This is a genomic window from Anabaena sp. WFMT, from assembly GCF_051781005.1.
In the GTDB taxonomy this organism is placed as follows: Bacteria; Cyanobacteriota; Cyanobacteriia; order Cyanobacteriales; family Nostocaceae; genus Anabaena.
In genome coordinates, this window is record NZ_JBPWOA010000057.1 from 97,266 (window position 1) to 121,521 (window position 24,256).

General features: G+C 39.8%; 18 protein-coding genes. 4 read left to right on the forward strand and 14 right to left on the reverse strand.

Annotated features, from left to right (window positions below):
- Positions 1–171: 171 nt before the first annotated feature.
- The 11 genes from ACSQ6I_RS27615 to ACSQ6I_RS27665 all read right to left on the reverse strand — a co-directional run bounded on the left by ACSQ6I_RS27615 (position 172) and on the right by ACSQ6I_RS27665 (position 16,918).
- The gene (locus ACSQ6I_RS27615) at positions 172–795 is read right to left on the reverse strand and encodes a hypothetical protein (protein WP_015217603.1); all 624 of its coding nucleotides are present in this window, start codon (positions 793–795) and stop codon (positions 172–174) included.
- Positions 796–989: 194 nt separating this feature from the next.
- Positions 990–3,092, reverse strand: a complete 2,103-nt coding sequence (locus ACSQ6I_RS27620) for a hypothetical protein (RefSeq protein ID WP_438893352.1) — start codon at positions 3,090–3,092, stop codon at positions 990–992.
- Positions 3,093–3,678: 586 nt separating this feature from the next.
- Positions 3,679–4,692, reverse strand: coding sequence for a hypothetical protein (locus ACSQ6I_RS27625; protein WP_438893353.1), 1,014 nt, complete (start codon positions 4,690–4,692; stop codon positions 3,679–3,681).
- A 57-nt stretch (positions 4,693–4,749) separates the two neighbouring features.
- Positions 4,750–5,952 carry a hypothetical protein gene (locus tag ACSQ6I_RS27630; RefSeq protein WP_438893354.1) on the reverse strand — a complete coding sequence of 401 codons (1,203 nt, stop codon included), beginning with the start codon at positions 5,950–5,952 and terminating at the stop codon, positions 4,750–4,752.
- A 313-nt stretch (positions 5,953–6,265) separates the two neighbouring features.
- Complete coding sequence (locus tag ACSQ6I_RS27635; protein WP_438893355.1) at positions 6,266–9,667, reverse strand: RNA dependent RNA polymerase; 3,402 nt, start codon at positions 9,665–9,667, stop codon at positions 6,266–6,268.
- 309 nt (positions 9,668–9,976) lie between these two features.
- Complete coding sequence (locus ACSQ6I_RS27640) at positions 9,977–10,273, reverse strand: hypothetical protein (protein ID WP_438893356.1); 297 nt, start codon at positions 10,271–10,273, stop codon at positions 9,977–9,979.
- A gap of 83 nt (positions 10,274–10,356) precedes the next feature.
- Positions 10,357–11,298: a ParM/StbA family protein gene (locus ACSQ6I_RS27645; RefSeq protein WP_438893357.1), complete on the reverse strand. Its 942-nt coding sequence runs from the start codon at positions 11,296–11,298 to the stop codon at positions 10,357–10,359.
- A 1,090-nt stretch (positions 11,299–12,388) separates the two neighbouring features.
- Entirely contained in the window at positions 12,389–13,693 is a 1,305-nt protein-coding gene (locus tag ACSQ6I_RS27650; RefSeq protein WP_438893358.1) for an alpha-L-fucosidase, read from the reverse strand.
- An 856-nt stretch (positions 13,694–14,549) separates the two neighbouring features.
- Complete coding sequence (locus ACSQ6I_RS27655) at positions 14,550–15,464, reverse strand: ParB/RepB/Spo0J family partition protein (protein ID WP_438893359.1); 915 nt, start codon at positions 15,462–15,464, stop codon at positions 14,550–14,552.
- On the reverse strand, positions 15,461–16,213 hold the full coding sequence (locus tag ACSQ6I_RS27660; RefSeq protein ID WP_438893360.1) for a ParA family protein: 753 nt from the start codon (positions 16,211–16,213) through the stop codon (positions 15,461–15,463). Before ACSQ6I_RS27660 ends, ACSQ6I_RS27655 begins: the two co-directional genes overlap by 4 nt.
- 459 nt (positions 16,214–16,672) lie before the next feature.
- The gene (locus tag ACSQ6I_RS27665) at positions 16,673–16,918 is read right to left on the reverse strand and encodes a helix-turn-helix domain-containing protein (protein WP_438893361.1); all 246 of its coding nucleotides are present in this window, start codon (positions 16,916–16,918) and stop codon (positions 16,673–16,675) included.
- 118 nt (positions 16,919–17,036) lie between these two features.
- Here ACSQ6I_RS27665 and ACSQ6I_RS27670 point away from each other — a divergent pair, with 118 nt between their 5' ends.
- Positions 17,037–18,011: a hypothetical protein gene (locus ACSQ6I_RS27670; protein WP_438893362.1), complete on the forward strand. Its 975-nt coding sequence runs from the start codon at positions 17,037–17,039 to the stop codon at positions 18,009–18,011.
- Positions 18,012–18,096: 85 nt separating this feature from the next.
- On the opposite strand, the gene ACSQ6I_RS27675 is transcribed toward ACSQ6I_RS27670, so the two are convergent.
- Positions 18,097–19,218, reverse strand: a complete 1,122-nt coding sequence (locus tag ACSQ6I_RS27675; RefSeq protein WP_438893363.1) for a hybrid sensor histidine kinase/response regulator — start codon at positions 19,216–19,218, stop codon at positions 18,097–18,099.
- A gap of 500 nt (positions 19,219–19,718) precedes the next feature.
- Here ACSQ6I_RS27675 and ACSQ6I_RS27680 point away from each other — a divergent pair, with 500 nt between their 5' ends.
- Positions 19,719–20,465, forward strand: coding sequence for a response regulator (locus tag ACSQ6I_RS27680; RefSeq protein WP_438893364.1), 747 nt, complete (start codon positions 19,719–19,721; stop codon positions 20,463–20,465).
- Between the two features lie 306 nt (positions 20,466–20,771).
- On the opposite strand, the gene ACSQ6I_RS27685 is transcribed toward ACSQ6I_RS27680, so the two are convergent.
- Positions 20,772–21,350, reverse strand: coding sequence for a siphovirus Gp157 family protein (locus ACSQ6I_RS27685; RefSeq protein WP_438893365.1), 579 nt, complete (start codon positions 21,348–21,350; stop codon positions 20,772–20,774).
- A gap of 2 nt (positions 21,351–21,352) precedes the next feature.
- Entirely contained in the window at positions 21,353–21,553 is a 201-nt protein-coding gene (locus ACSQ6I_RS27690) for a hypothetical protein (protein WP_438893366.1), read from the reverse strand.
- Positions 21,554–21,655: 102 nt separating this feature from the next.
- Between ACSQ6I_RS27690 and ACSQ6I_RS27695 the strand changes: the two genes are divergently transcribed.
- Together ACSQ6I_RS27695 and ACSQ6I_RS27700 are read left to right on the forward strand one after the other, a co-directional pair.
- The gene (locus ACSQ6I_RS27695) at positions 21,656–22,276 is read left to right on the forward strand and encodes a hypothetical protein (protein WP_438893367.1); all 621 of its coding nucleotides are present in this window, start codon (positions 21,656–21,658) and stop codon (positions 22,274–22,276) included.
- Positions 22,277–22,706: 430 nt separating this feature from the next.
- On the forward strand, positions 22,707–24,245 hold the full coding sequence (locus ACSQ6I_RS27700) for a phytoene desaturase family protein (RefSeq protein ID WP_438893368.1): 1,539 nt from the start codon (positions 22,707–22,709) through the stop codon (positions 24,243–24,245).
- Positions 24,246–24,256: the final 11 nt, after the last annotated feature.

The following is a 24,256-nucleotide window of genomic DNA, read 5'->3' on the forward strand; positions in this document are numbered from 1 at the left end:
CTTTATACCTGGCGCTACGCGTCTCGGTATAATTCCTTTTTAAAACTGGGCTTTAGACCCAGAAAAGACAGTTTTTATTGATACTTCCACCTCCTGCCCCCTGCCCTGAGCAAAGCCGAAGGGCTGCCTCCTAACTCCTGCCTTTTTACTTTTAAAATTAGCTGCTGTACCTTAAACACCTCCTCCTGTACCATTGCCAATAAATATAAAAGTGATTACATCTATGGCAATGACAATTGCAAAAGCTAAACCAACTTGAGTCACAATTGGCCGCCAATCATTACCTTGTTGTGCTTGGTTATAGGCAAATAAAGAAGCAGCAGCAACCAGCAGTAAGAATGCACCTCTAATTAGGTTAAATGTTAAACCAACAACGTTGGCATCCAATGTGTTAGTACCACCTCCTGCTTGTGAACTTTGTTGGGCTAAAGTGACAAAAAACTGTTCTAATCCACTTAAAAAAATGGCATGGGCTGGAGTTGCAAAAGTGTCGAGTACAGCGGTGACAGCGATAATGGCAGTAACGAGATGCCAAAAGCGAATTTTTCTGCCTAAATAATGTTCTAAAATTGGTACTGTGCGGATTACGTACTCCATACTCAAGAAAATAATGCTGGCACATCCCAAAATAGTCATAAATATGGGTTTAGTCGCCAACAAATAAATTCCCATCGCCAGAGCTATGACAATAAAAATTAAGTCGGTGCGGTTAATTTTCTGGTTTTTCCAGTTGGTGGCAACTTTGGCAGATGGCAGCAGTTTAAACTGAGAATTGGGAGATTTTGGGTGATTCATCTTTCTTTTCTCGGTAAAATTTAACTGATTCAACAATTCTTTTACGCTCAGAATAAAAACTTGTCTTTTGAGACTCGAAGCGCAAGAAATAATGCGCCCTTGTTTCAAACTCCTACATTCATGTATGGAATTTTCTCCTCCGCCCCCTGCACCTTGCCCCTTGTCCTCTGCTTTGACGGATGTATTCTGCTGAACTAAATTTGCATTTCTGATTTGTTAGCTTTGGTTTTACTTTTGTTTTTCTGTTGTTTGGCGGTATCTTGATCAGCTTGTTGAGAACGAGTTGATTGCTGATTGTCTAGTAATGCTTCCATTTCTCGGAGAGGGATACTGCATTGCCTAATTTCAGGGGGTTCTCCTGGTACTAAAACAGCATCAAGCACTAGTTCATTGTGACGATTGGGGTTAAATCCTTGCAGTAGCTGTGTCTGTTTTTCATTAGGCAGTTGCACCACTTCAAAGTCGTACTTGGCTTTACCTTTTTCAGCCCAGGTAAATATTGGTTTATCATCACCGTTAAATTTGTGGGGCAGTTGTGCTTGAAACTTTTGAATTAATGCCTGGGTGGTAGCTTTAAGAGCGTATTCTTCTTTTGACTGTGGCAGTTTGCAGATACCAATTTTTTCATCAGCCGTGAGATTATCTTGGGCTATCGCCCATTGTCCCTGAGTGCAAGTACCCGCGAAAAGTGTTTCCCCTTGGGTATTTTCTAAAGCAATGGCTACGTCCGCAGATATCCCGGTTTGCTCGGTTTGTTTACCCTGTTGTTTCACTGTTAAAGTTTTGTTACTGGAAATGGCAATATTTTCAGGAGTTTGGTCAAATAACTCACTGGCAACATTAGCAAATCCAACTAAAGCATTAGCACAAGCAATTTGTTGTTGTTGGGCTTGGCGTTTTGTCAGATGTCCTAAAACATCATTTTCTGGTTGGTTAGTAGAGTTAGATTGGATAGTTTCTTCTGTAGTTTCTGATGCAATTACAGAACTGTTTTGTTGTGCTGATATCTGCTTTTCTAAGCGACTAACTACCTTTTCTAAACGGTCAAGTCGCTTGGAGATAATTTGCAAGTAATCTTCAATTTGCTGGAGTTGTTCTGTAATGCTGGCATCTTGATCTAACTCAAAAGGTGGCGACTGATTATTGGGATCTAATTGAGAACTCAATTTGTCTACTTTAGAGCCGATTTTCATGGCCGCTACAGCCACTGGATTATCTGCTGTGGATGCTTCAGATACAACTTGAGAATTTGGGGAATTTAAAGAAGTCCGAGAATTTGGAGAAATTTGAAAATTTGAAGAATTTGGTGAATTTATAGAGTCTTGAAATTCAGATAAATCAGGTTTTATTTCCTGTAAGCGACTGGTGAGGTTATCTACTCGGTCATTCTGTTTTTGTAGTTGTTTGAGAATGCGTTCTAGCCGCTTTTCATCAGCTTCGGCTGCTAGTTGTTCTAAAACTCCTTGTCCAACAGCAATTCCCAAAGTTGCTAATTGTCCTGCTAATCCTCCCAAATTTACCCCGTTTACTTCTCGTCCATTGGTGGCTGCTGTGGCACTTAAACGGGAAGCTTCGTCTAGTGGTTCTTGGGATTTGGATTTTTTGGTAGCAGTTTTATTAGTTGGGATTTTATCTTGAGTTTTAGTTGGTGTTTTCGGCTGGGACTTACTTTGGGGTTTAGTTACAGTTTTGGCTTGAGGTTTAGTTGAGGCTACACTAACACGACTAACAGGTAATTCGTCTTCTTCATCTAAGTCGTCTGGGTCATCTAGTTCATTGTTGAAATCGTCGTTTAACAGGTCGTCTAGTTCGTCTTCAATATCATCTATTTCTTCGTTTTCCTCATCTAAATCGAGTAGGTCATCTTTTAATTCATCATCTAAATCATCAAGTTCTGTTTCTGCAAAACCGCAAATTTCCGCAATGTTAGAAGGGGTAAAGTAGTTTTCGTCTTTGTTGGTAATTCCTTCCAGGTTTTTAATTAGGTATTTACCACTGGTTCTGTGTCCAGGGTCACTGGTGAGGTAGAAGCGATAGCCTCTAATTTCGTCATCATCGTCACCTCCTACGCAAAGTTCTACGGTTATGGGGGCTTTACCTGATTCTTGGCTGTAATTTTCTACACAGGCTTTAAAGTCTTCGTGAGATTGAATAGAATCGTTCTGAATTGACTCAGAAATGGCTTTATCGAGTGTGTTTTCTATATGGCGGAGTTTACGGCGGTCTGTCAGGTTTTCCCAGGTGCGATTTTGAGAGCTTTGTTGTCGCTTCGGTTTTGTCAGCGTTTTTGTAGCCATTTTGTACTCAACTCTGATTGCCTTAGCACTTAAGCTAACAGGACTTTGTATAAGATGTCCTAGTCCTATTGGCTATTTATTTTTTGTCCATCTGGCTAATTTTGATAGTTGCTAGTTCAGCGACAGACTACCATCACACAGAGTCAATGCTCCCGTTGTAGCCTTTAGAGAATGGTATCGCTAGGCTGATCAAAAGAATCGCTTTTTGAACATTTAATTGCAATTGCTTTATCAGGAAATCCGCCAATCGAAATGGCCGAAGAACTCAAAGATTTATTTGTGCAAATCAACAGCTTTTAAAAAATAAAGATTAGCCGCTTTCCATTCCTATTTGCTAAAATAGCAACCATCACAACACTAATTAATAACGATGATTTGGAAATTTTTATTAGTTTTTATTAGTAAATAAGATGCGTTTGCCCAGGGCATACTAAGGAGTTGGTGGAGTATATCCAGCAATTTGGCGAGGTGCGAAAAACTGAAATTTAGTAGATTTTATAAGGCTTTGAGAATTTTCGTGAGAGATCCAGCTTAGACGTTAATATACTCCATCATCCCATACTGTATTGCACTCAAGCGGGAGCCGCTATAGTTGACTCTCGAAGCGGCTATAAACAATTCGGGTAGGATACCAGGAAGAAAACCAGTATGAATCTTGCATAACTTTGTAAGAATTACTGGTGTCTGTCAATTCAAACTGAACTAAGGCCAAATTATTGACTCCCACCACTTCTCGTCCATCTTGAAACCAAGGAGATTTCCAGAACATTAGCTGCTGTAACCATCGCCTTCTATCGTTTTTGGCTGTTTGTCGAGAAGTCCTGAGCCATGACACATTAGTGCCAAAGTTAGGAGTCTGAAAGTTTTGTCGAGGAATCCATTCCATTTCACAATTCCAATCTGGTTTCTTTTGCGGATGCTGGGATTGTCTAGCTCTTTGTTCTACCATATCCGGTGGATTGAGCCATCCTATCCAATGTCGTACCTTTTCGGGCAAGAGGCAGTGTTTCAGTCGTGTATGCAGTATACGAGTAATAGGCTCTTCGTTCTTTATTGCACTAGAAGTTAACTGCACTAAAACTGATGGGTTGGCAAAATCTGGAGAAGTACTTACAAAAGATAAACGAATAACTGAACTGTAGTGAATATCTCCAGATAAGATCACGAATTTTGGGCGTTGTGCAAATAAAGTTGTGAGCAATTTCGCCAATGCTTGGGAGTTAACATTCCAGGAATCTCCCACATCTGCTGCAAACACTTTGTCACGTTGCAATTGCCAATGGTGAATCCTATCAATTATTTTCAAACTAAACACATTTGTCGGTGCAATCACCATTGTGGCTTGAATCCCAGAAGTTTGTTGTAGAGGTAGGGAGAGTTGGCGCTCAAAGGTTTGTGGACATAACAGCATTGCTGGTGCTGTCGGTTTTTGTTCAGTAGGGTAGCCCCGCCATGTACGTGTATCTAAAACTATTACTTCATGGCAATTGCTACGTACTGTATAGTGCCAAGTAAGTGCCTCTGGATGTCGATCTAGGACTAAGACTGAACCGTCCAAAGTAAACTCAGGTAAGCCAGTGTGGGGGTTATTGGCTGGCATTCCTACATAACGAGCGATCGTCTCATAGGCCGCAGTATCTGTTCCTTGGGAAGCAGATCAGTCATGGGCTGCCATTAATAGTTTTTCACCAGATTGATTGGCTTCAAATTGCCAGGGTGTATTGCCCCATGCTTGAGAAACTGTATAAGCTAACAGCGCGTTTTGTACAACTCGTTGACCCAAGGGTTGCCCCAGTACCCGCAAACACCAAGCTTGGTTGAGGTTCCAGTCATCACTGACATCATGGTCATCAAAGATACTGTACATGGGAATATTGGCCAGGGCGCGGCGGACTTTCCAAAGAGTGTGGATAAATTGCCGCAGATTTTGAATTTGCTGATCCCACTGCTGAGTGGCTTTGCGAGTTTTCATCTTTTCCCGTCCCTGAGGAAAAGTATTTGGCCAGCACACTGGAGACCAAATCAATAAAAAAGATGCATAATATTCACCCAAGCTAAGAAGATGACTAGCGACCTTAGCGCGTTTATTGTCTAATCCTGCGGTGAAGCCAGCTTGGTGAGTTACCACATCAGCCCGATGTCCAGGAGGTAGTTGCTTTGGTGTGTAATGAGCAGCATCCCCAGGCTTTTTTTGAGTGGCTGGTAGCCGTTCTTCCCAACCCAATAACGCGTCACCAAGCATACTGGAAACCCACAATAGTGGTTCAGATACATCATCTCCATAAATTTGGTCGCCAGTCAAAAACAGTTGATGGGGGCGTTGTCTAGGCTGGTTAGCAGTTTCCTCAATTAGGCAATCTAGAATGGGTAGTGTATCAAACCCATGCCCGTGGGGTTTGCGACAGGAACCATGCACAATTCGCAAATCTTGCAGATTACTGGGTGGTAGGACAAACGTTGGTTTTTGGTGGGCAAAATAACTGATGTTAATGCGAGGAAAGCGGTTGGAACATAAGACTTGCTGCAAAGTTTGCTGAGTTTGGTCAGTCTGGTCAATGAATTGGAGATCGTAAGCGTAGATGCGATCGCTTCTAAGGCGGTACATATTTAAAGAACGAGCTGTTACGGCAACAATATGCAGCGATTTGCCAAGGGCAATGGTAGAACGTCTTCCCTGGAATAGAGAATTTCCTAACACTGTACCGTTATTTGTGGTGTCGTAAATCTTGAGTTCTACCTGATAAGCCTGTTTGAGCGCAATCCAGACCGTAACTGATTCAGGTTCTGTATGTCGTAAGAGTGGCCCTGCCAAAATTAGCGGCATATCGTGTAAATACTCGTCCTGAGATTGATAGTTCATTCCCAACTGCACAAACTGTTAAATAAATAAAAGTATAAGTAAGTCGGCGGGGAAATTTATAACTATGTAACGGAAAGTTAACAAGATTGTAATCGTTAAATTTAATACGTTTTGTACGGGAGCAACGCGATTTTGTGAGTTGGGTGCAATCACTATTTTATACATTGAAAAAATAGTAAATTAAATAACTAAATCAAAGAGTATTTTTACTATAAATTATCCTTTGGATACATTCCAAAAAGATATGATAGGCAATATTTTGATTCTTATCTAAATAAACATCCTGCCCCAAATTTAGAATTTTTTAACTTTATCAGTTCAATTCTATATTCTGACTTTGACTCTGGTTTCTATTATTTGATATTTTCTGTTTATTATTTAATGATGCCTCGGTTGAGTATAGCGTCTTCCCAGAGGATATATTTGCTGATAATCGCTCCCTCTCTAAAATCATCTCCTCTAACTCACTTGCTGCTGCTTCTGAAAGCGGAAATATCTCCTCACCCGTGTGAATATTCCCTCTACAAATCGTTCGCTTATTCTCATTCCGTACAATAAAATCACCACTACGCTGAACATAAGCCGTCCACTGTCCACCAATTTTAAATTGCTCAATTTCCTGACTTTCAGATTGATTAGCTTGTCGCTGTTCATAAGTAATACCAATTGCTTCTACCAAATTATCAAACATTTCCTGCCGCCAAAATTCCCGGTGAATAGTTCGCAATTCCCCAGCATTATCTAACTTTGGTTCTGATTCTGGTAATATCACATCTGGCAATTGTATAGAATCAGCATTCACTTTGAGGATAATACTAGAACCTTCTGGTTTTAACGTAGCTGTAAATGTAGTTCCCACAGGCAACTTTGGACTATCAGGTGCAAAAGTTCCTAAATTCTGACCATCAATTTGTAATATTGATGTCCCGTTATAACGATAAAAATCTGGGTGTGATGCAGGTAATTCAAAAACTCCTACTTCTAGAGTCACACTCCGCTTTCTCCATTGCTGACTAGCAAAATTTTCATCAGCAAAATCATTGTATTTAATCCCCAACACTTTCATTTCTCCAAACTGAAAATCCTGAAGCTGTTGACATACTTCCTCTGTAAATAAATTATATGCCAAAGCCCCCACACCCGCATCCTGACGTGATATTGCCCAACTATGATCTGCGGGAGGAATAATTCGCAAATCTTTGGGGATATTCAATTCATCTAAATCGTGAATATTGTCACCAAATTTAGCTGCTAATTTTTCCGCTACTTTAGATGATAAATCTTTGAAAGCAAATTCAATTACAGGTAATTGCGGATGAATAGTGGCATCAAATTCAATTTTCTTTTGTTCTAAAGATTCCTTCCATTTAATCGCATCTTTCCCAAACGGAACAGTCAAAACATAAGTATCTTGTGGTAATGCTGCACTAGGCATTTCATAATTATGCTCAAACGAAAACGTAATTTCCATTTGTGCTGCCAACTGTAAACAGTCCTTACGATGTCGGTCTAATTCTGGACGGGTATGTTGGGTGTGCCACAGTGCTGCTGCACCCTCAAATCTATCCTCTGAAGTGGTGAATAATTCATCAATTTCGGCTCGATAACTATCGTAAAGTTTGCCCAATTCTTCATTAAATGCTTCCCTATCATCTCCCACCCGTTCTTTAATTTCATCTCTCGATTGTTGAAACCTAGTTTTTAATTCTTCTGCCCATTCTAAGGCATCTACAGATAAGGTTTCTTTGGGAAACAAATAACGAAATTCATGTCTATCTCTACTGCGAATCCGTGTTGGTTCCCACAAGGGATTTACTACTTCTCTAGCAATAACATTTATTGCACCTGGGGCATCTGCTGGCATGGCAAAGGAACGATAAAGCCGGTCATCTTTTTTAAAATCAAAAAAGTAACTGGGATGGGACTCTGACCATTTTTTGGACTCTGCTAATAAGTTCACACCATCAATTTCTTTGATGTCCTCCAATCTTTCGGCACTTTTGGGTGAATCTACTTCTACTTGTAGTGCTTGAAAAAGACGATTTAGCAGCTTCCTTTGTCGTCTGACAAATCGTTCCGTATTTTCACCTTCACGCGGCATTGAGGACTGTACACGCCCAATGTTTGTCGCTACTAGACCTACTTTATTTTGACTGCTGGCAGCGGCAATTTGTGATAAATCACGGTATTTTAAATTGCCTTCTTCATCTGTAATTTCCGTATATGCCAATTTAGGACGTTGTTTAACTGGTTTAAAATGTCCTGGTTCACCTGCACGGAGTGTTTCTTTGGCAATATTGGGCAGTTTATTAGCAGAACTAACCATTAATTGGTCGCCGTCAAAATCAGCTTGGTGATATTCCTCAGCGTCTTTGGGGTGAATCCAAACTACGTTGCGAGTTTTCTTTAATTCTGGATCATGGACGTTATTGTAAAGACGAATATTGTCTGAGTTGACAATAGGGTAACGGGTAAGAATCACATCTCCTTCTGGTAGATGGGGGACACAAATTGTCCCTCGTGGTAAAGTGTCGCATGGCATGGCCATACCCGAATTATGACTGTATCCACTTTTAATGGCTAAATCACGCCATTGATTGGCTATATAATCAGTAGCAAATTTGCGAAATTTGGGTGTTTCAATTAATTGACCATATTTATCGCTGCGGAGTAGGGAAATCCAGCGAGATTCCTGTACTTGATTGTTAGTATTATCATCTATTCCATTAACAGTTTCTTCTGTTTGTTCTTGTTGTGATTGTTGTTTATCATATTGTTGAATGATGTATTTTGCCAACGTCAAGGGATTACTTTGTAACTGTGCCAATTCCTGAGCTTTTTTCTCAGTTGGTTGACTTAAATCTTGTTGAACTGCTGCTTCTGAGTACCAAATGGTAAACTGCCAACTATTATCGTAACTGGTGGCTTTAGCATTACCTCGATTACCTATTACTGCTTGGGGAAGTTGATATTCACCACAAGGGATTAAATCTTGAAGTTGAGATTTTTTGATGCCTTTAATCGAGGAACGATCCATGACAATATCGTAACCTTCAGCATCTGTTAATTTGGCATCTGGTAAAAAAGTTCCTTTGGCTAAAAAACTGGTTTTTGGAGATTGTGTGGTTAAAAAGCTGGTTTTTGGAGATTGCGAGTTATCAGTTTCAGCCCAACATTTCATCCATGCAAATCGAAATTGCAATGGACAGTTGCTTTCTCCTCCGAGTTGTTTGGCTAGTCGCGGTGAAATCTTGCCGTGACAGTCTCCGGTTTTGTAATCTGCATATTGTGGGTCTGTAAAGTCTACGATTTTGACTCGTAAGTTTGTAAATGTTTCTGTGCCTTTATAGCAATTACTAACTAATAATGAACCATAACGACAAGCGGTATCTGGTTCTGTGGCAAATAACCGTTTAATTTTTTTCCGCAGTGTATCATCAGCGAAGTAATAATTATCGCCTGAACTAAAGGCTAATTTACGTTGAATGCCATCTGTAAATGTTCTGGTTTTGAGATGATTTGCGTCTGGATTTTTACTGTCAATTTTTACCAGGAGGAGAGATGGCAATTCTGATGGCTCGAATATTTGTGCTAATAGAGAATTTTTGATGATTTCTGGTTCAGATAGATATCTGCCCTTGCCGTTGTTGTACGACCCATCAAAGATAGGTATACTCAGTCCTGAATTTTCTATAATTCTTGTAGTTAAATCCATTGCCAGTAATCTATTAGATAGCGGATCTAGCAAGCAGAAGATTCTAATATTTATCCTGGCATGGAATTACACTCAGCAAAATCATCCAAGTGGATATTTTACTCTTGGCGCGGTAACTAAGGGTGAACTTCAGATACAATCAAACTACGCAACTCGACTCACTCGCAATTCATGAGGCAGCACTTTTGGCGGGTTTCCCGACTTGTAGCGACTGCCGTCTCAACACTGACCTGAGTACAGGTACAGTGTGAGCCTTCTTGCTGTTTCAGGTAAATATAGCGAAAATGAAGCCGCACCAAGACATAACAGTTACAAATCAAAATCCAGTGTGAATGTTTCGCCATCAGCATCTTTGGGATTTTCCGGTGGTGATGGAGTTGAAAGGGGCTGGTCTTGTGGGCTTTGGTTGGTGGCAATCGGGTTGAAAGTCGGGGTATGTGTAACTTGTGTAACCAGTTGTTGCATAGGGAATGCACCCTTTTTGAAAGCAAAATAGCAATCAATGATAAAGTAAAGCGTCTCTAAGTAACTTTTATCTAGTTGCTGTGATTCAGCAAATATGCGTTCTCGGTAGCTATCTTTAATCCGAACTTTTTCCGGGGTCATTGGCTTTGTTCCTATTCAAATTGGTTGATTCAAAATTCGCGCTTCATTTCAAGCTCAAGCCAGGGGCGGGCTTTTCAGCAGGACTACAGATTCTTGTTGATCATGGCTTTTGCCATCTCTAGCAATCCATAGGCATTAGCTTCTACGGGATTGTCCAGAATTTTGAACCCGTTCTTCTCCAATAGCTTCTTAAATCCAGGTAACAAGCAGCCTCCACCAATTGCCCAAATTTCATCCCCCTGGTGCTTGGCATCTAGTGTCAGGCTTACGGGTTTCTTTAAGAATTTTTCATACCAATCTTTCAAACAACTGGTGTAGATATCTTTGATGTCAATGTCACGACTGTATCTGGTATGTCCCTTTTCCAAACAAAATCGAATTTGGGAGGCGTTGCCGATTTTTCCCCCGTTGAGATGTTTCATTTTTTCGGCAATATCTTCGATGAGAACTTCGACACCTGCGGGGTAGGGGGTATGAACTTCTCGCTTTCCCTGGTTGTAACGAGAATAGAGTGTGGTTCCATTCCCAAAATCTAGGACGGTGAGCTTGGGTGGAAGTTGATGCCCAAACAATGCACCCATTCCTTCTGGCACGACTTTGATTATTTCTAGGGTGACATCTGATTTTTTGCCTGCCAGGATTGGTTGATATTCTCCGTTGAGTGCTTGTTTTAAATTTTCTGCTAGTCCTATGTCATGTAAGCTGACTACTAATTTTAAATGCCAAGCTTTACGATGTGGCAGATGTGCTAATCCACCAAATAACATCAACAGTGCATTTTTAATTTTGTTTTCGTTGTGGTCTGTGTTGCGGTCAAAATGATAACCTGTACGAAAGGCAGATTCTCCCACGGTGTAAGCAGCACCATCGAAGACGATTCTTCCTGGTACATCTTCCATCTCGGCTGTGGAAATATAGCTGGGGATACGAACGACTTCAAATCCATCGACGAAAAGTTTCAAGCTGCCGTAACCGTTATCGAATCCTGCTGGAAAAATTTTTTGTAAGGCGTGAATGTTGGGCATGGGGGTCAAGTGGGATATAAAAAATGGGTGGTAAAAAGATACCCTGAGTATCACCTATATATACCCTATACAGGTGCTAAAATCTCAATTATTTTCTGATTTCTTGTTAGGGTATATATATAACCTATATAGCTCCTACATATACCTCAAATTAATTTTATTCAGCAAAAGATACCCTGAGTATCACCTATATATACCCTATGTAGGTGATATTTAAGGGCTAAAGGGAATAACCATAATTCTCAAATTTCTCATTGGGGTATACATAGCCCCTATAAAACCCCTTTATATACCCTAACTGAATTTTAGTTAGTAATTTTATGAGCATATAATAAGTAGGTTTTGCTGAAAGAAAGCAAAAGCGTTGATAGAAAGTACAGGGTTTTATAAGCAAACAAGTGCAAGATTATTGACAATATATGTTTAAAACCCTTGCATTTTCACCAAAAATAAACGCATAAATTCGAGGATTAATTGTCCAACCCTTCTATTCCTTCTTCCTTTCCTTGTCCTGTCGGAGACGCTGCACGAACGGAACGTCTTCGACGAACGTGTCCTATCCCTATGGCTCCTACATCGCCACGCAAGCTATCGGGACGCTCCGCGAACCTGATTCATTATGTGACTTTAAGAAGATTTTGGACAAGTTGTAAGCTGAAATACTTATCACTTCGTTAAGACATTAATCAAGCGATCATAAGTTTGGAAAAAGAAAATGGACACAGATCCGCTTTAATACTAGTCTTGGGCGACTTTTCCCTTGAACCGGATTCCTCACAAGCGTTGCTATCGCTATTACCAAAACCGTTATATTGCATATAGGCATAGGGTTTGAGCAGTTGAGTTTTCCTTTGTACTATTTATTTTTTGGACGTTTTTAGAAGGAGAAGTTGGACATCCATTTTTGGAAGGTAAAGTTGGACAACCTATCCAAAATCTTCTTTAAGTCACAGCAAAGATGGACTCTACCACCCAATCACATAAATTATGGAAGTGCGATCGCTGATTATTAACAATACCTTTTCATTCCCCAGGAAAGAGCGCAGGCTCAAAGAAATTCTGCATCCTTGAGACACTCTTGGACTGCCTTTTAGGTTAAAGAGGAATTGATATCAATAGCAATCACTGTAGCGAAAGAATTGATTACTGATTCAGGTACACAAATTGTTAATTCCCCCAGGGGGTCGGAATTGAAGAGGGAATCCATAATTGCACAACGACTTGTATAGGTAAGTGCTGTACCGTCAGCAAGAACAGATACTGATTTCACTCGTTTGATTGGCACACCTCTAACCGATATTGTTTCGTAAGGTTTCATTAATAGGTGTAGATAAATGCGATGCCCTTTGGGCGGCTCCTTTGGAGCATCGCCTTCGGCACGCGAAGCGCGAACGCCCTTACAGGTAGAAGGACCATAAAATTGCCAAGGTTCTAATCCTGGTGTTGTATCGAGTATACTTTCAGAATGCTGAGACATCCATTTAGCTATATCTTCTAGACGCTCTAACTGCTCAGGTGGAATTTGCCCATTGCCCATTGGACTAATATTCAGTAAAAGTTTACCGCCTTTAGCTGCCACTTCGCACAATGTATGAATCAGTTGCCGAGAGGATTTGAAGTGATGATCATCTGGGTTATATCCCCAACTTTCATTAATAGTCAGACAGGTTTCCCAAAGATGATCCGGAGGTTGGGAGGGAATAAATTGCTCAGGAGTTGCAAAGTCTCCACAATTTGGTAAGCGGTCATTAATGAGAATATCGGGTTGTAAATCACGAATCATTTTTGCCAATTTTTCAGCTTGCCATTGCTCTGGAGTCCTTTCCCAACTTCCATCCAACCAGAAGATGTCAATTTGACCGTAGTTGGTCAATAATTCTCGGATTTGATGAAACATAAACTCAATATATCGCTCCCACTGGTGCTGTGTGGGTTGAGGCAATTGCTCAAACCGATAAGGTTTATCAGCTTCTGTAAAAGCCGGATAATCAGGATGATGCCAGTCTGAAAGTGAAAAATAAAGCCCAACTCGTAATCCTACGGAGCGCATAGCTTCAATATATTCACGAACAATGTCTTTTTTATAAGGTGCAGATGCAATAGAAAAATCTGATTCTTGGCTATGGAATAGAGCAAAACCATCATGATGTTTAGTAGTGAATACGACATACTCTACTCCTAAATTTTTGGCTAAATATGCCCATTCTTGAGGATTGTAATCTTGCGGATTGAAAGTATCGACTGTACGGTAATATTCTTCAACGGGAATATTTTTGCAGAAAGGAAGACTGAATACACCTCCAACCATAGGCCAAGATAATTCACGTCCCTGTTGGGAACTATGACCCCAATGAATAAACATCCCCAGTCGTGCCGTATCAAACCATGTACTCATGATGAAATTTAAATTAGTTTTCTACATTGAACGGTAGTCAGCAAATTTGACATAACCAGGTGAACTTGCCAAACTGCACGAGTCGCTTATATCTCAGATATAAAGACACGCTCCCTTTAGATGTAGCAACCTGCAATTATAAATGCTCAAACCTGCAATCAAGACACTTTCAAACCAGGATTAAATGCAACTAACCTGCAATCATCGGTTTGAGCCAGGATTATTTGCAACTATAAAAGTAAAAGAAACGAATGTTTTCTTAACTGCCACACTGGTAAGGCTTAGAGAACCTAAAACCGTTGGTTTTCTAGTTAAAAAACTCGGTAAAGAATTCAAAGTTAATCTATCAAATTTTCAAATGAGTTTTTTAACAAACCTCTGTCAATACTGAAAACTCAGTCCTGGTAAAGCGTTAAGTCTATTTGTAAATAATCCTGGTCGAAACGGATGATTGCAGGCTGGTTGCATTTAATCCTGGCTCAGTTGCAATTAATTCTGGTTCAAATGAAATTATAGTTGCATTTAATCCTGGCTGGAGACAACGATGATTGCAGGTTTAGGGATTTATAATTGCAGGTCGCTACATTTAGACATACCGGAAAACTTGTAAAAGTATGATCTAACAGTCGTTTAAGTTCACACTGACAAAGTGTTAGTTATCGCTCTTTGATCATAGAAGGTGCAATTTAGGATTTTAAATCGTTTCGATCAACAGAAAATCTAAGTTTCAACCCAGTTTGATGAAAGAGTGTTATGACGATACCTGCTATGTTTTTATTGCTATCGGCTTTTCAGTTACCATAAGCCACCGAATGCCGCTCCCTCAACGAAGTAAGGTGGGGAGGATGTCAAAACATTATTTCTGAACAAGCAATTCCTCTATTTGTGCCAAGAGTGTTTCCAGACGACTCCACTTTTGCTGGTCTTCCCAAACCTTTGCCTGTTTCACTCGCCGCATTGTTCCTTCTATCCGCTCTTTGCGTTCATCAGGATCTGAAGTAGGTAATATAGCTTTAATCCGTGACTGAATTTGAGTTAGAGACAGGTTTTCAGCAATTGCCACTGCTAGTAATTCCTGGCGTGTAGTCTCGTCTTTAATTCGAGCTATCACTTTCGCTTTTGTGTAAGCAATTTTTCCTTCACGCAGTGCCGTTAACACATCGTCCGATAAATTTAATAATGGCAGACGATTTTTGATAAAAGATTCCCACGTCATTAACCCTAAACTCGTAAACACTTCTTCCACTACTTGAGCTTCCGAGTTAGGCATAACGTTATGCCTAGCTTCATCTTGCTTGTCTGCTGCATTTTTCATTCTATACAGCAGAGAAGTTACATCTATAATGTCGCTATTTAAGTGTAATGCCAAAAGTTGCAAAATACCTTCAGTTTCCTCAACTGGGTTCAAATCCTCACGACAAAGGTTCTCAATCAAAGAAAGCTGCATGGCTTCTTGATCACTGAGTTCTCGAATTACAACTGGCACTTCAGTCAAACCAACTACTTTTGCGGCTCGATAGCGTCTTTCTCCAGCTACCAATTCATACTTATTATCTGCACGGGAACGAACTAACATTGGTTGTAGAATCCCATGTTGCCGCACGGACTCTACTAATTCTTGCATTGCCTGTGGGTCAAAGTAACGCCTTGGCTGCTGCTGTGGGAGACAAATTGACTCAACAGCAACTATCTCAGCTACAGCTTGAGACTCCCCAAATAGAATATCCAAGGGTTTCATTTGTTGATATGGGCGATCTCGCCTACTACTCATAACTTTTCTAAACCTTGTGCAATTTTTTTGAGAATAGGCACAGCCGGGTGTTTGGAATTATAGACTGCCAAAGGGACATGATCTTCGGATGCGTCAGCAAAAGCTGTAGAACGAGGAATAGCTGGATAGACCACACCCACTGCTGCTAACTGCTGTTGGATAGCTTCTAAAGTTCGGGCATCTTGAATATTACGACCATCATACATAGTGGGAATAAACCCAGCGATCGCTAGTTGACGATTAGGACGCGATCGCACTCTGGCAACAGTATTTAACAATAACTCAGTTCCACAAAATGCCTTGTATTGAGTTTGAATTGGAACTAAAACGTGAGTAGCCGCTACCAAGCTGATGTAACTGAGTAATCCCAAACTAGGTGGACAATCTATCAATATAAAATCATATTGATCAACTATTGGTTCTAAAGCTTCTTTGAGTCGGATATCTCGCATATCTGCTACCACTAATTCTAATTCGGCAGCACTCAAATTAATATTAGCGGGAGTCAAATCTATACCATGAACTTGAGTTTGAATCGGTAATGGTACAGAATGCAAAATGGAGTCATAAACAGTTTGCTCTAGTGCTGTTGTATCTAGCCCCATGAAAGTTGTCAGCGACCCTTGAGGGTCCATATCTATCAACAGTACGCGATGTTTACGCTCCTGCAAATGGTAGGCAAGGTTCATGGCTAAACTCGATTTACCGACACCACCAGACTGATTAAAAAGTGTAATTATACGTGTCAAATTTTTGCCCCCTGAAAATATTATGAAGTGGAGAAGTGGAGTTTTTTCAAGAATAATGGACGCAGAATTTCAAAGTTTCCTACAAGTTATCATCAAATGTCTGTCCTTTTTCACAACCCTATCCTATCGAAGTAACCTTTAATACAAGTTCTAGTTTGTGGCTAATTTATTGGTAAAACTTGGCAATAATTCTTTAAAAAACTGATTTTTAGCGGATTTTATGACATCGAATTCAAGTATTGTTGCAATTTCAATGCGACGAATGATGTACCAGAAAAATTCGCTTTTTTGTGTGTTGATTTCCTTTGTTGCCCTATTTTGGGCAATTTATAAATACATGAAAACTGCCGTAATATATACTCTGATTAATTAGAAATTAAGTAGAAATTTAAAATTTAACCGTAGAAATATTAGCTTTGGCAAATCGGTGAACTGTAAAACATAAGGATTTATTCTTAGCTATTCATAAAAATTAATACCAAAATCAACTTTCAGTACATCTTGAATACGTTGTAAAGTTTCGATGGGCAAAGCTTTGGTTTCTTCGGATTCTATTTTGTACCAATTCATAGTTGTCATGGGAATTTGACGGCATATTTCAGCTAAAGAGCGTCTATCAGCTTCTCTAGCTTGTCTAATTCTCTTTCCCAAACCGGGTATTTCTATATCTATCGTTCTTCTAACTTTCATCAATTTTTCAACCATTCAACTACCCTCAAATATAAACTATCAGTTTATTATTAAATATAAATCATAAATTTACAGTTGGCTATAATGTATCAAATATATAGAGATTTTCCTTGGAAACTAGGGGGTAGAAATTATGAGTAAGATATCAAACATCTCTACTGATGGGACATTACTACCCACCCAGAACGATTCTGCAAGCAACCATACTGAAATAGTTGTTAGCTCCGAACTGACTACAGACGAGTGGCGCGATCGCATATTTTTAGAGAGACAAGTTGAAAAAGCTTTTTACGCAGCTGCTAAAGCATTGAAAGAACTACGGGACAGACGTTTGTACCGTTCAACTCACACAACTTTTGAAAATTACTGTCGTTCCCGATTTGGCTTTACTCACCGTCATGTGAACTACCTGATAGCTGGTTCATCAGTAGTTGACAATCTGATGGGAACCAATGGTTCCCAAATTAAAATACTAGACGAAATGGGAACCAATGGTTCCCAAATTGAAATACCAGACGAAATGGGAACCATTGGTTCCCAAATTAAAATACCAAACGAAATGGGAACCATTGGTTCCCAAATCTTACCAACGAGCGAACGCCAAGTTAGACCTTTGGTTCCCTTAGATCCAGAACAACAACGACTGGTTTGGCAACAGGCAGTAGAGCAAGGTGGTGGTAAAATTCCTTCTGGTCGTCAAGTTCAAGATATTGTGGACAAAATCCGAGAAAGAACCAAAGTACCACTACCGTATCATGTTGGGGAAGTATGTATTCTACTGCCCAAAGACAACCCAGAACTGAAAGGCAAAAGTGGTTGTTGGGGTGTCATTACCCATGTTGGAGACTATAGCTGCACGCTTGAGACTTGGGATGCCGAGTATACAGTGACAATAGAACATCTGAAATCCTTAGAACTTTTAGATGAAGACTGCCAGTTCATGCGACAGCTATGCGTGAGATTGCGAAGACTGCATCAAATTGAAAACCGAGATATTGCCATTGATTGGCTCTGTTCAGGATTGGGGAAACAACTCAAACCGTACCTTTCACCTTTGCAGTCAAAATTGTTAGATCATGTCGAACAAGAGTATGGACTGACGGCTTGACGCGTCAACAATCACCGCTCCTTTAGGACAGTGAGTATGTCAAGTTTTCGCATTGCTCCACAAAAACCTAAGACTTGGAAAAAAGTCAATCCAGCCCTAGAGGTGTTAAAGCATGTAAATAAACTGTAAAAATGCTACCTTTTCCCACAGTTGATGAAACAGAGATATTACCTTGATGGGCTTCAACAATTTGACGGGACAAATATAATCCTAGACCGTTACCCCGACGCTGATGCTTACCCTGTCGAAAGCGTTCAAATAAAAGTGATTTTTCTGACCGACTTATGCCAATACCTGTATCCTCTACTTCAATTGTTACCCCTTGAACATTAGAACTGAGGCGAATTTCTACTGACCCAGTATCAGTAAAACGAATGGCATTACCAACTAAGTTAGTGAGCAATCGGTAAAGTTCTATTCTATCGCCGCAGACTTTCACAGCAGATGGTTGTGTGTCATTTAATTTGGCGTTGAGAGTTAAGTTTTTCACAACAGCTAAAGGTTGTAGTTCCCTAACTATTTTTTGGCTTAACTCCCACAAATCTACAGCAGAAAACTCCAAATCCTTAGATCCAGTTTCATACTGATAAACCTCCAGCATATTTTCAACTATTGACAGTAACATTTGATTACTTTCAGTAATTTGTTGCAGATATTCTTGTATTTCTGACAATTGTTGACCAAAATTTCCTTTTTGTATCATTCCTAGTAGTTGAATTGTTGAGGTCAAAGGAGTTCGTAAATCGTGAGTCAGCTTAATCAGAAAATCTTCTCGACTTTGGTGAGCAAATTGCTCACGTTGATGGATACTGTGTTTTAACCGGAGGAGCGAGCGCACTCGTGCTAACAATTCATTTTGCTCTACAGGCTTAATCAAAAAATCGTCAGCACCAGCCTGTAAACCTTGAATGAAAGAGGACTCATCACAATTCGTAACGAGTAACACAGGTATGAAAGGTAAATCGGAATTCTGTTTAATCTGTCTAGTGATTTCATAGCCATCAATATTTGGCATTAAGGTATCTAATAGCACTAAATCAGGGGGAGATTTGGCAATCTTAATTAAGGCTTCACTGCCACTATCTGTGAATGTTACCCTGTATCCTTCTTGCTGGAGAGTAGATTTTAACAAGCAAAAATTTTTGGCTGAGTCATCTATCAAAAGGATACTTTCTGTTGAAGTTTGATTCAAAGAGAAAGGTGTCATACAGATCAAGTAGATTTTGGGAAAACTCAAGTTTGCTCTTTAAGTTTTTATACTTATATGAGTCTTTAGATAGATTTTTTTCAGAAGTTAAAGGTTTTTAATCAATACATAGATAGATGTTAACAATACCTTAGCCAAATTACGAGGGTGAGATGATAATGCTTTAACTATAAACTCCCGTTTCTCGTTAGGCTTGGCAAAAACAATCAGTCCTAAAAATTCCTTGAAGGTTTCCCACAAGGGTTTTTAATGTATTGATTGTAGGATAAGGGTTTTAGATTCTAAATAACCTTTTCCTCGAAACGCTTATGTATGCTTATTTTTGCCGTTTTTGCCAAAAATTATCAAGGCTCTTATTTTGGCTAAGGTATTGATGACAACTAAGAAAAATTGACGTGTTGTTTACGAACCAAGAATCGCCTGCTTGGAAGTGTCAAACAGATACATCAATTATTTTCGACATTGGTGAGAGTACATTGAACCAGTCGCTGAGGTAAGTCATGAAAAACATAAGAGTGGCAATTATTGAAGACCACAGTTTGACCAGGGTGGGCATACGCAGTTGTTTGAATGAGCAAAAGAATATTCAAGTTATAGGAGATGCAGAGACAGGTACTGCTGGTCTAGAATTGCTTCAAGATACCAAGCCAGATATTGCCATTGTGGATATTGGCTTACCAGATATGGATGGCATAACAGTGGTGCATCGGTTTCGACAATCTATGCCACCAGGAGCAGCAGCACAAACGAAAATTATGATGCTCACTTCTTTTGCTCAAGAACAGAAGGTTTTGGCAGCTTTTGCGGCTGGAGCAGACTCTTACTGTGTTAAGACTATTAAGTTTGAGTTGCTGTTAGAAGCTCTATACATGACTTATAAAGGCTATTCTTGGATAGATGCAGCGATCGCTCGTATTATTCTCAAGCATACTCGTCAATTGGCATCGGCAGTGACGGCAGTGAAATCAAAAGCTGCTCAAACAGTGACCATCTCTGCGATTGACCCAGAGCAAGCGAGTCTTCTCAAAGCAGATCCACTGACAAACAAGGAACTGCAAGTCTTGGAGTTGATTGTTCAAGGTTATACAAATCGAGAGATTGCCAAAAGACTCTATCTCAGCATCGGCAGTGTAAAGATATATGTGCGTGGTGTTTTGAACAAACTTTGTGCCAATGCTGCTTTTGAGGGACGTAACCATCGCACCCAAGCAGCTGTCATAGCCTTGCGGGCTGGTTTGTTCAATTGAAATCACCTAGATGGGAAGCAAATTAACGATGTCAGGGATAAGTTTTCCAGGGTAAGGGCATCTCTCCAGAAAAAAGCGGTGCAGCGTGTTCCCCCATAAGCGACTGCACCAATCTAACATCACCTAAGTAACTGGACAGAATTAATTACATATTAGTTATTTATCAATCCTTTGTCGGTCAAGGATTTCAGACCAGATTTTTGTGTAATTAATTGTGTCTGATTACTTATCACCTAACCTTTCGGGTTGATACCCCAACCATAAACCCATTTTTTTCAGGAAGTCCTGAACTAGTTGCGTTAATTGCTAAGGTAATAGTGAATTTTTCAAGTCTTGAATCGCTGTTGCTGTCAAAGCATAAACAACCCGACGCTTACGTTCAACATGAGTACCATCCACAGGAATTCCTTTTTTCCAAGCTGCAATAATTGCTTTCTTATCTGCTGAGTAAACAGTCTTTTCTCTGCGGTATTTTGTTGGCAATTTTTCTGCATCTATAAGTACATCACAACTCGGTGGATTTTCTTTAATTGTGATCCGCAGTGAATTACCAATTATTTGCTCAGGGATAATTCCTGTGGCATTATGTTCTAGAATGGTTTCATCTAATTTCTGTCGCCACCGTTCTAGTCTTAATAATGCTGATTGATGCACGGCTTTGAGATGTTCTAGTCGTTGCTTAATAGCTGCTATTTCTGCATCTAGTTGCAATGCCAATTCGGCTTGAATATCAACAGCTTCAGATTGTAATTCTTGAGTTTCCCAAATAGCGGTGATGATAGCAGCTTCCTCTTCAGGAATCTGACAATTGCTTAACTGTTCCCAGAGATGAGCAGCAGTTTGGGATAATCCTGCTAAAGATTGTTGAGCCAGTGATACAACCATGACTACCACTCTCCACAACTTTGATAGTATTCATGTTCAGCTTCAATTTGTTTGAGAATAGTTATCGTACCTGCATCTAAATCAGTATCAACGAATAAATTTGCAGTGAGTGTTTGTGTTTGATTATTTTGAGCAGTCACAGCAGGAAAATTAGGTTTCAGTGTGGTTACACTTTCTGCTAGAATTACTGTTAGTTGTTGCATTGTTTGGGTTGCATAACGCCATCAATTTGAGCGCGGTAGCGCATCTATTAGCGAATCTTTTAACGCCCACTTAGTAAGTAAAATTGAATAAAAAGTGTGGTTATGTCTACTGATTATTATCCAATTATTCTTTATCCACCTTTAGGAAGGCGGTTTGCTAACGGTGATCAAGAACAGAAGTATCTCAAAGCTTCGTTTCAAGGATGTGTTGTATTACCAGATGAAAATAGTACAGCCAAGCAGGGAGTGAGTGAAAAGGAGTTTTTTCGGCATTTACTGGCGGCTTTTGCTGGAAATCTGATTTGTCAGGCGGTTGAGTTTGAAATTCTAGGTTATCCTCTCCGTTACTCAACTGATTTTATTTTTTATCATCACTCATCTGGGTTAGCTTTGGATATAGAAATTGATGAACCTTATATTGGAAATACAGGTAAACCTCATCATTGTATTGATGTTAATGATGATAAGATTCGTAACCGTTTTTTCTTGAAACGGAATTGGGGTGTAGTTAGGTTTGCAGAAATTCAAGTTGTGCGTCATCCTTGGAATTGTTGTAAAGTTATTGCTCAAACAATTGTTAAGTTGACAGGAGATGATAGTGTGTTTATACTGCTGCAAAGATTGGCTGATGTACCTTTACAAAAATGTTGGACAAGGCGTGAGGCTAGGCTGATGGCTAAAAACAATTATCGTCAATCTTATCTGCCAAAAATAGTAAAGTAAAGCTAGATATAACAAAAGTAAAATTGTAATTTTTTATGAAAACACATTTAAATGGATAAAATTTTTATTCTTGCTGACATGAATCATCAATAGGTAATACCAAATTAATATGAAGCTGCATAGAATAAAAATATCAATAATAATTGACCGCAGATGAACACAGATAAAGATGAAACTATTCAATGAATTTCAGGATTCTGTGCAGCCTCACATAAAATTGGTATAAGTATGTTCGTGTGATAAAATCCAAATATATTGGGTTTTGTAAAATTGCTAAAACTCAACAACAATAACGGATTGAATCAACTTTACATACCGAATTATGATTTGAATTTTTCCAGCCAACCTGCTGCTAACCAAAGTTGAAGAGAATTTAGAATAAATCCATTATCTATGATTTTTGCAAAAGCCCAGTAATCAATAATTATTTATGAGTAACACAGAAGTAGTCGTAATTGGTAGCGGTATTGGCGGATTGAGTTGCGCTGCACTCTTGGCACGCTATGGAATTGATGTCACAGTAGTAGAAAGCCACTCCATTGCCGGTGGTGCGGCTCATGCTTTTGAACGCAACGGTTACAAATTTGAGTCTGGACCCTCTTTATATTCTGGTTTATCTTATACCCCTTCCCCTAATCCCTTACGCCAAGTTTTAGATGCTATTGGCGAAGATTTACCCTGCGTCAATTACAATACCTGGGGTTGTTATTTACCAGAAGGCTACTTTGATGCTCAAGTTGGTGCTGACCAGTTTTGTGAAATATTGCAAAAATTGCGGGGAGATAAAGCTGTAGCACAATGGCGCAAACTCCAGGAAATTATGACACCTTTGGGTAAGAGTGCGATCGCTCTCCCACCCTCTGCCTTACGCTATGATTTAGGTGCGGTGTTAACTATGGGTAAATTTGCCCCAGCTTTACTGCAACAGGCGACTAACGTGATTAAATTAACAGGGTCTTTTTCTAATATTATTGATGGTGTAATCACAGACCCTTTTATTCGCAACTGGTTAGATTTACTTTGCTTCCTGTTATCTGGATTACCCGCAGATGGGACAATTGCCGCAGAAGTGGCTTTCATGTTTGCAGATTGGTATCGTCCTGGTGTGCAGTTAGATTATCCGATTGGGGGAAGTGGTGCATTGGTTGATGCACTGGTACGGGGGTTGACTAAACATGGTGGTAAGTTAGTTTTAAATGCTCATGTGGAGCAAGTTTTAGTAGAAAACAACCGTGCTGTCGGGGTACGTCTGCGGAGTGGTAAAGAAATCCGAGCTAGTAAAGCTGTTGTTTCTAATGCTTCTGTGTGGGATACTCTCAAACTCATTCCTGAAGGTGCTGTCCCTAAACGGTATGTAGAAAAGCGACAAGCAACACCTGAATGTGATAGTTTTATGCACCTACATTTAGGTATTGATGCAGCAGAATTACCTGAGAATCTAGGTATTCACTACATTGTAGTTAACGATTGGGATAAAGGCGTAACTGCACCGCAAAATGTGGTAGTTGTATCTATTCCTTCAGTTCTTGATTCGTCTTTAGCACCAGTGGATAAGCACGTGATTCACGTTTATACTCCTGGTAATGAACCTTATGCTATTTGGCAAGGAAAGGAACGCAATAGCGAAGAATATGCGTTGTTAAAACAAGAACGTGCGGAAGTGATGTGGCAAGCTTTGGAAAGAATTATTCCTGATATTCGTTCTCGTTGCGAAGTTAGTTTGGTGGGTACTCCCCTTACTCATGGGCGATTTTTGCGTCGTCATCATGGTAGTTATGGACCAGCTATAGCGGCAGGGAAGGGTTTATTTCCTGGTGGGAATACTCCTTTATCGGGGTTGTTGTGTTGTGGAGATTCGACTTTTCCGGGGATTGGGTTGCCGGCTGTGGCTGCTAGTGGGATGATAGTTGCTAATGCGATCGCTCCGGTACAGAAACATTTACAATATATTTCAGAGACATTTGGTTAAAATGTCTTTAC

Bases quoted from the DNA above. Each gene is read 5' to 3' on its own strand.
- ACSQ6I_RS27675 (WP_438893363.1), bottom strand. From the start codon at position 19,218: ATGACACCTTTCTCTTTGAATCAAACTTCAACAGAAAGTATCCTTTTG.
- ACSQ6I_RS27700 (WP_438893368.1), top strand. From the start codon at position 22,707: ATGAGTAACACAGAAGTAGTCGTAATTGGTAGCGGTATTGGCGGATTG.
- ACSQ6I_RS27615 (WP_015217603.1), bottom strand. From the start codon at position 795: ATGAATCACCCAAAATCTCCCAATTCTCAGTTTAAACTGCTGCCATCT.
- ACSQ6I_RS27635 (WP_438893355.1), bottom strand. From the start codon at position 9,667: ATGGATTTAACTACAAGAATTATAGAAAATTCAGGACTGAGTATACCT.
- ACSQ6I_RS27685 (WP_438893365.1), bottom strand. From the start codon at position 21,350: ATGGTTGTATCACTGGCTCAACAATCTTTAGCAGGATTATCCCAAACT.
- ACSQ6I_RS27645 (WP_438893357.1), bottom strand. From the start codon at position 11,298: ATGCCCAACATTCACGCCTTACAAAAAATTTTTCCAGCAGGATTCGAT.
- ACSQ6I_RS27655 (WP_438893359.1), bottom strand. From the start codon at position 15,464: ATGAGTAGTAGGCGAGATCGCCCATATCAACAAATGAAACCCTTGGAT.
- ACSQ6I_RS27690 (WP_438893366.1), bottom strand. From the start codon at position 21,553: ATGCAACAACTAACAGTAATTCTAGCAGAAAGTGTAACCACACTGAAA.
- ACSQ6I_RS27620 (WP_438893352.1), bottom strand. From the start codon at position 3,092: ATGGCTACAAAAACGCTGACAAAACCGAAGCGACAACAAAGCTCTCAA.
- ACSQ6I_RS27665 (WP_438893361.1), bottom strand. From the start codon at position 16,918: ATGGTTGAAAAATTGATGAAAGTTAGAAGAACGATAGATATAGAAATA.
- ACSQ6I_RS27695 (WP_438893367.1), top strand. From the start codon at position 21,656: ATGTCTACTGATTATTATCCAATTATTCTTTATCCACCTTTAGGAAGG.
- ACSQ6I_RS27670 (WP_438893362.1), top strand. From the start codon at position 17,037: ATGAGTAAGATATCAAACATCTCTACTGATGGGACATTACTACCCACC.
- ACSQ6I_RS27625 (WP_438893353.1), bottom strand. From the start codon at position 4,692: ATGCCAGCCAATAACCCCCACACTGGCTTACCTGAGTTTACTTTGGAC.
- ACSQ6I_RS27630 (WP_438893354.1), bottom strand. From the start codon at position 5,952: ATGAACTATCAATCTCAGGACGAGTATTTACACGATATGCCGCTAATT.
- ACSQ6I_RS27680 (WP_438893364.1), top strand. From the start codon at position 19,719: ATGAAAAACATAAGAGTGGCAATTATTGAAGACCACAGTTTGACCAGG.
- ACSQ6I_RS27650 (WP_438893358.1), bottom strand. From the start codon at position 13,693: ATGAGTACATGGTTTGATACGGCACGACTGGGGATGTTTATTCATTGG.
- ACSQ6I_RS27640 (WP_438893356.1), bottom strand. From the start codon at position 10,273: ATGACCCCGGAAAAAGTTCGGATTAAAGATAGCTACCGAGAACGCATA.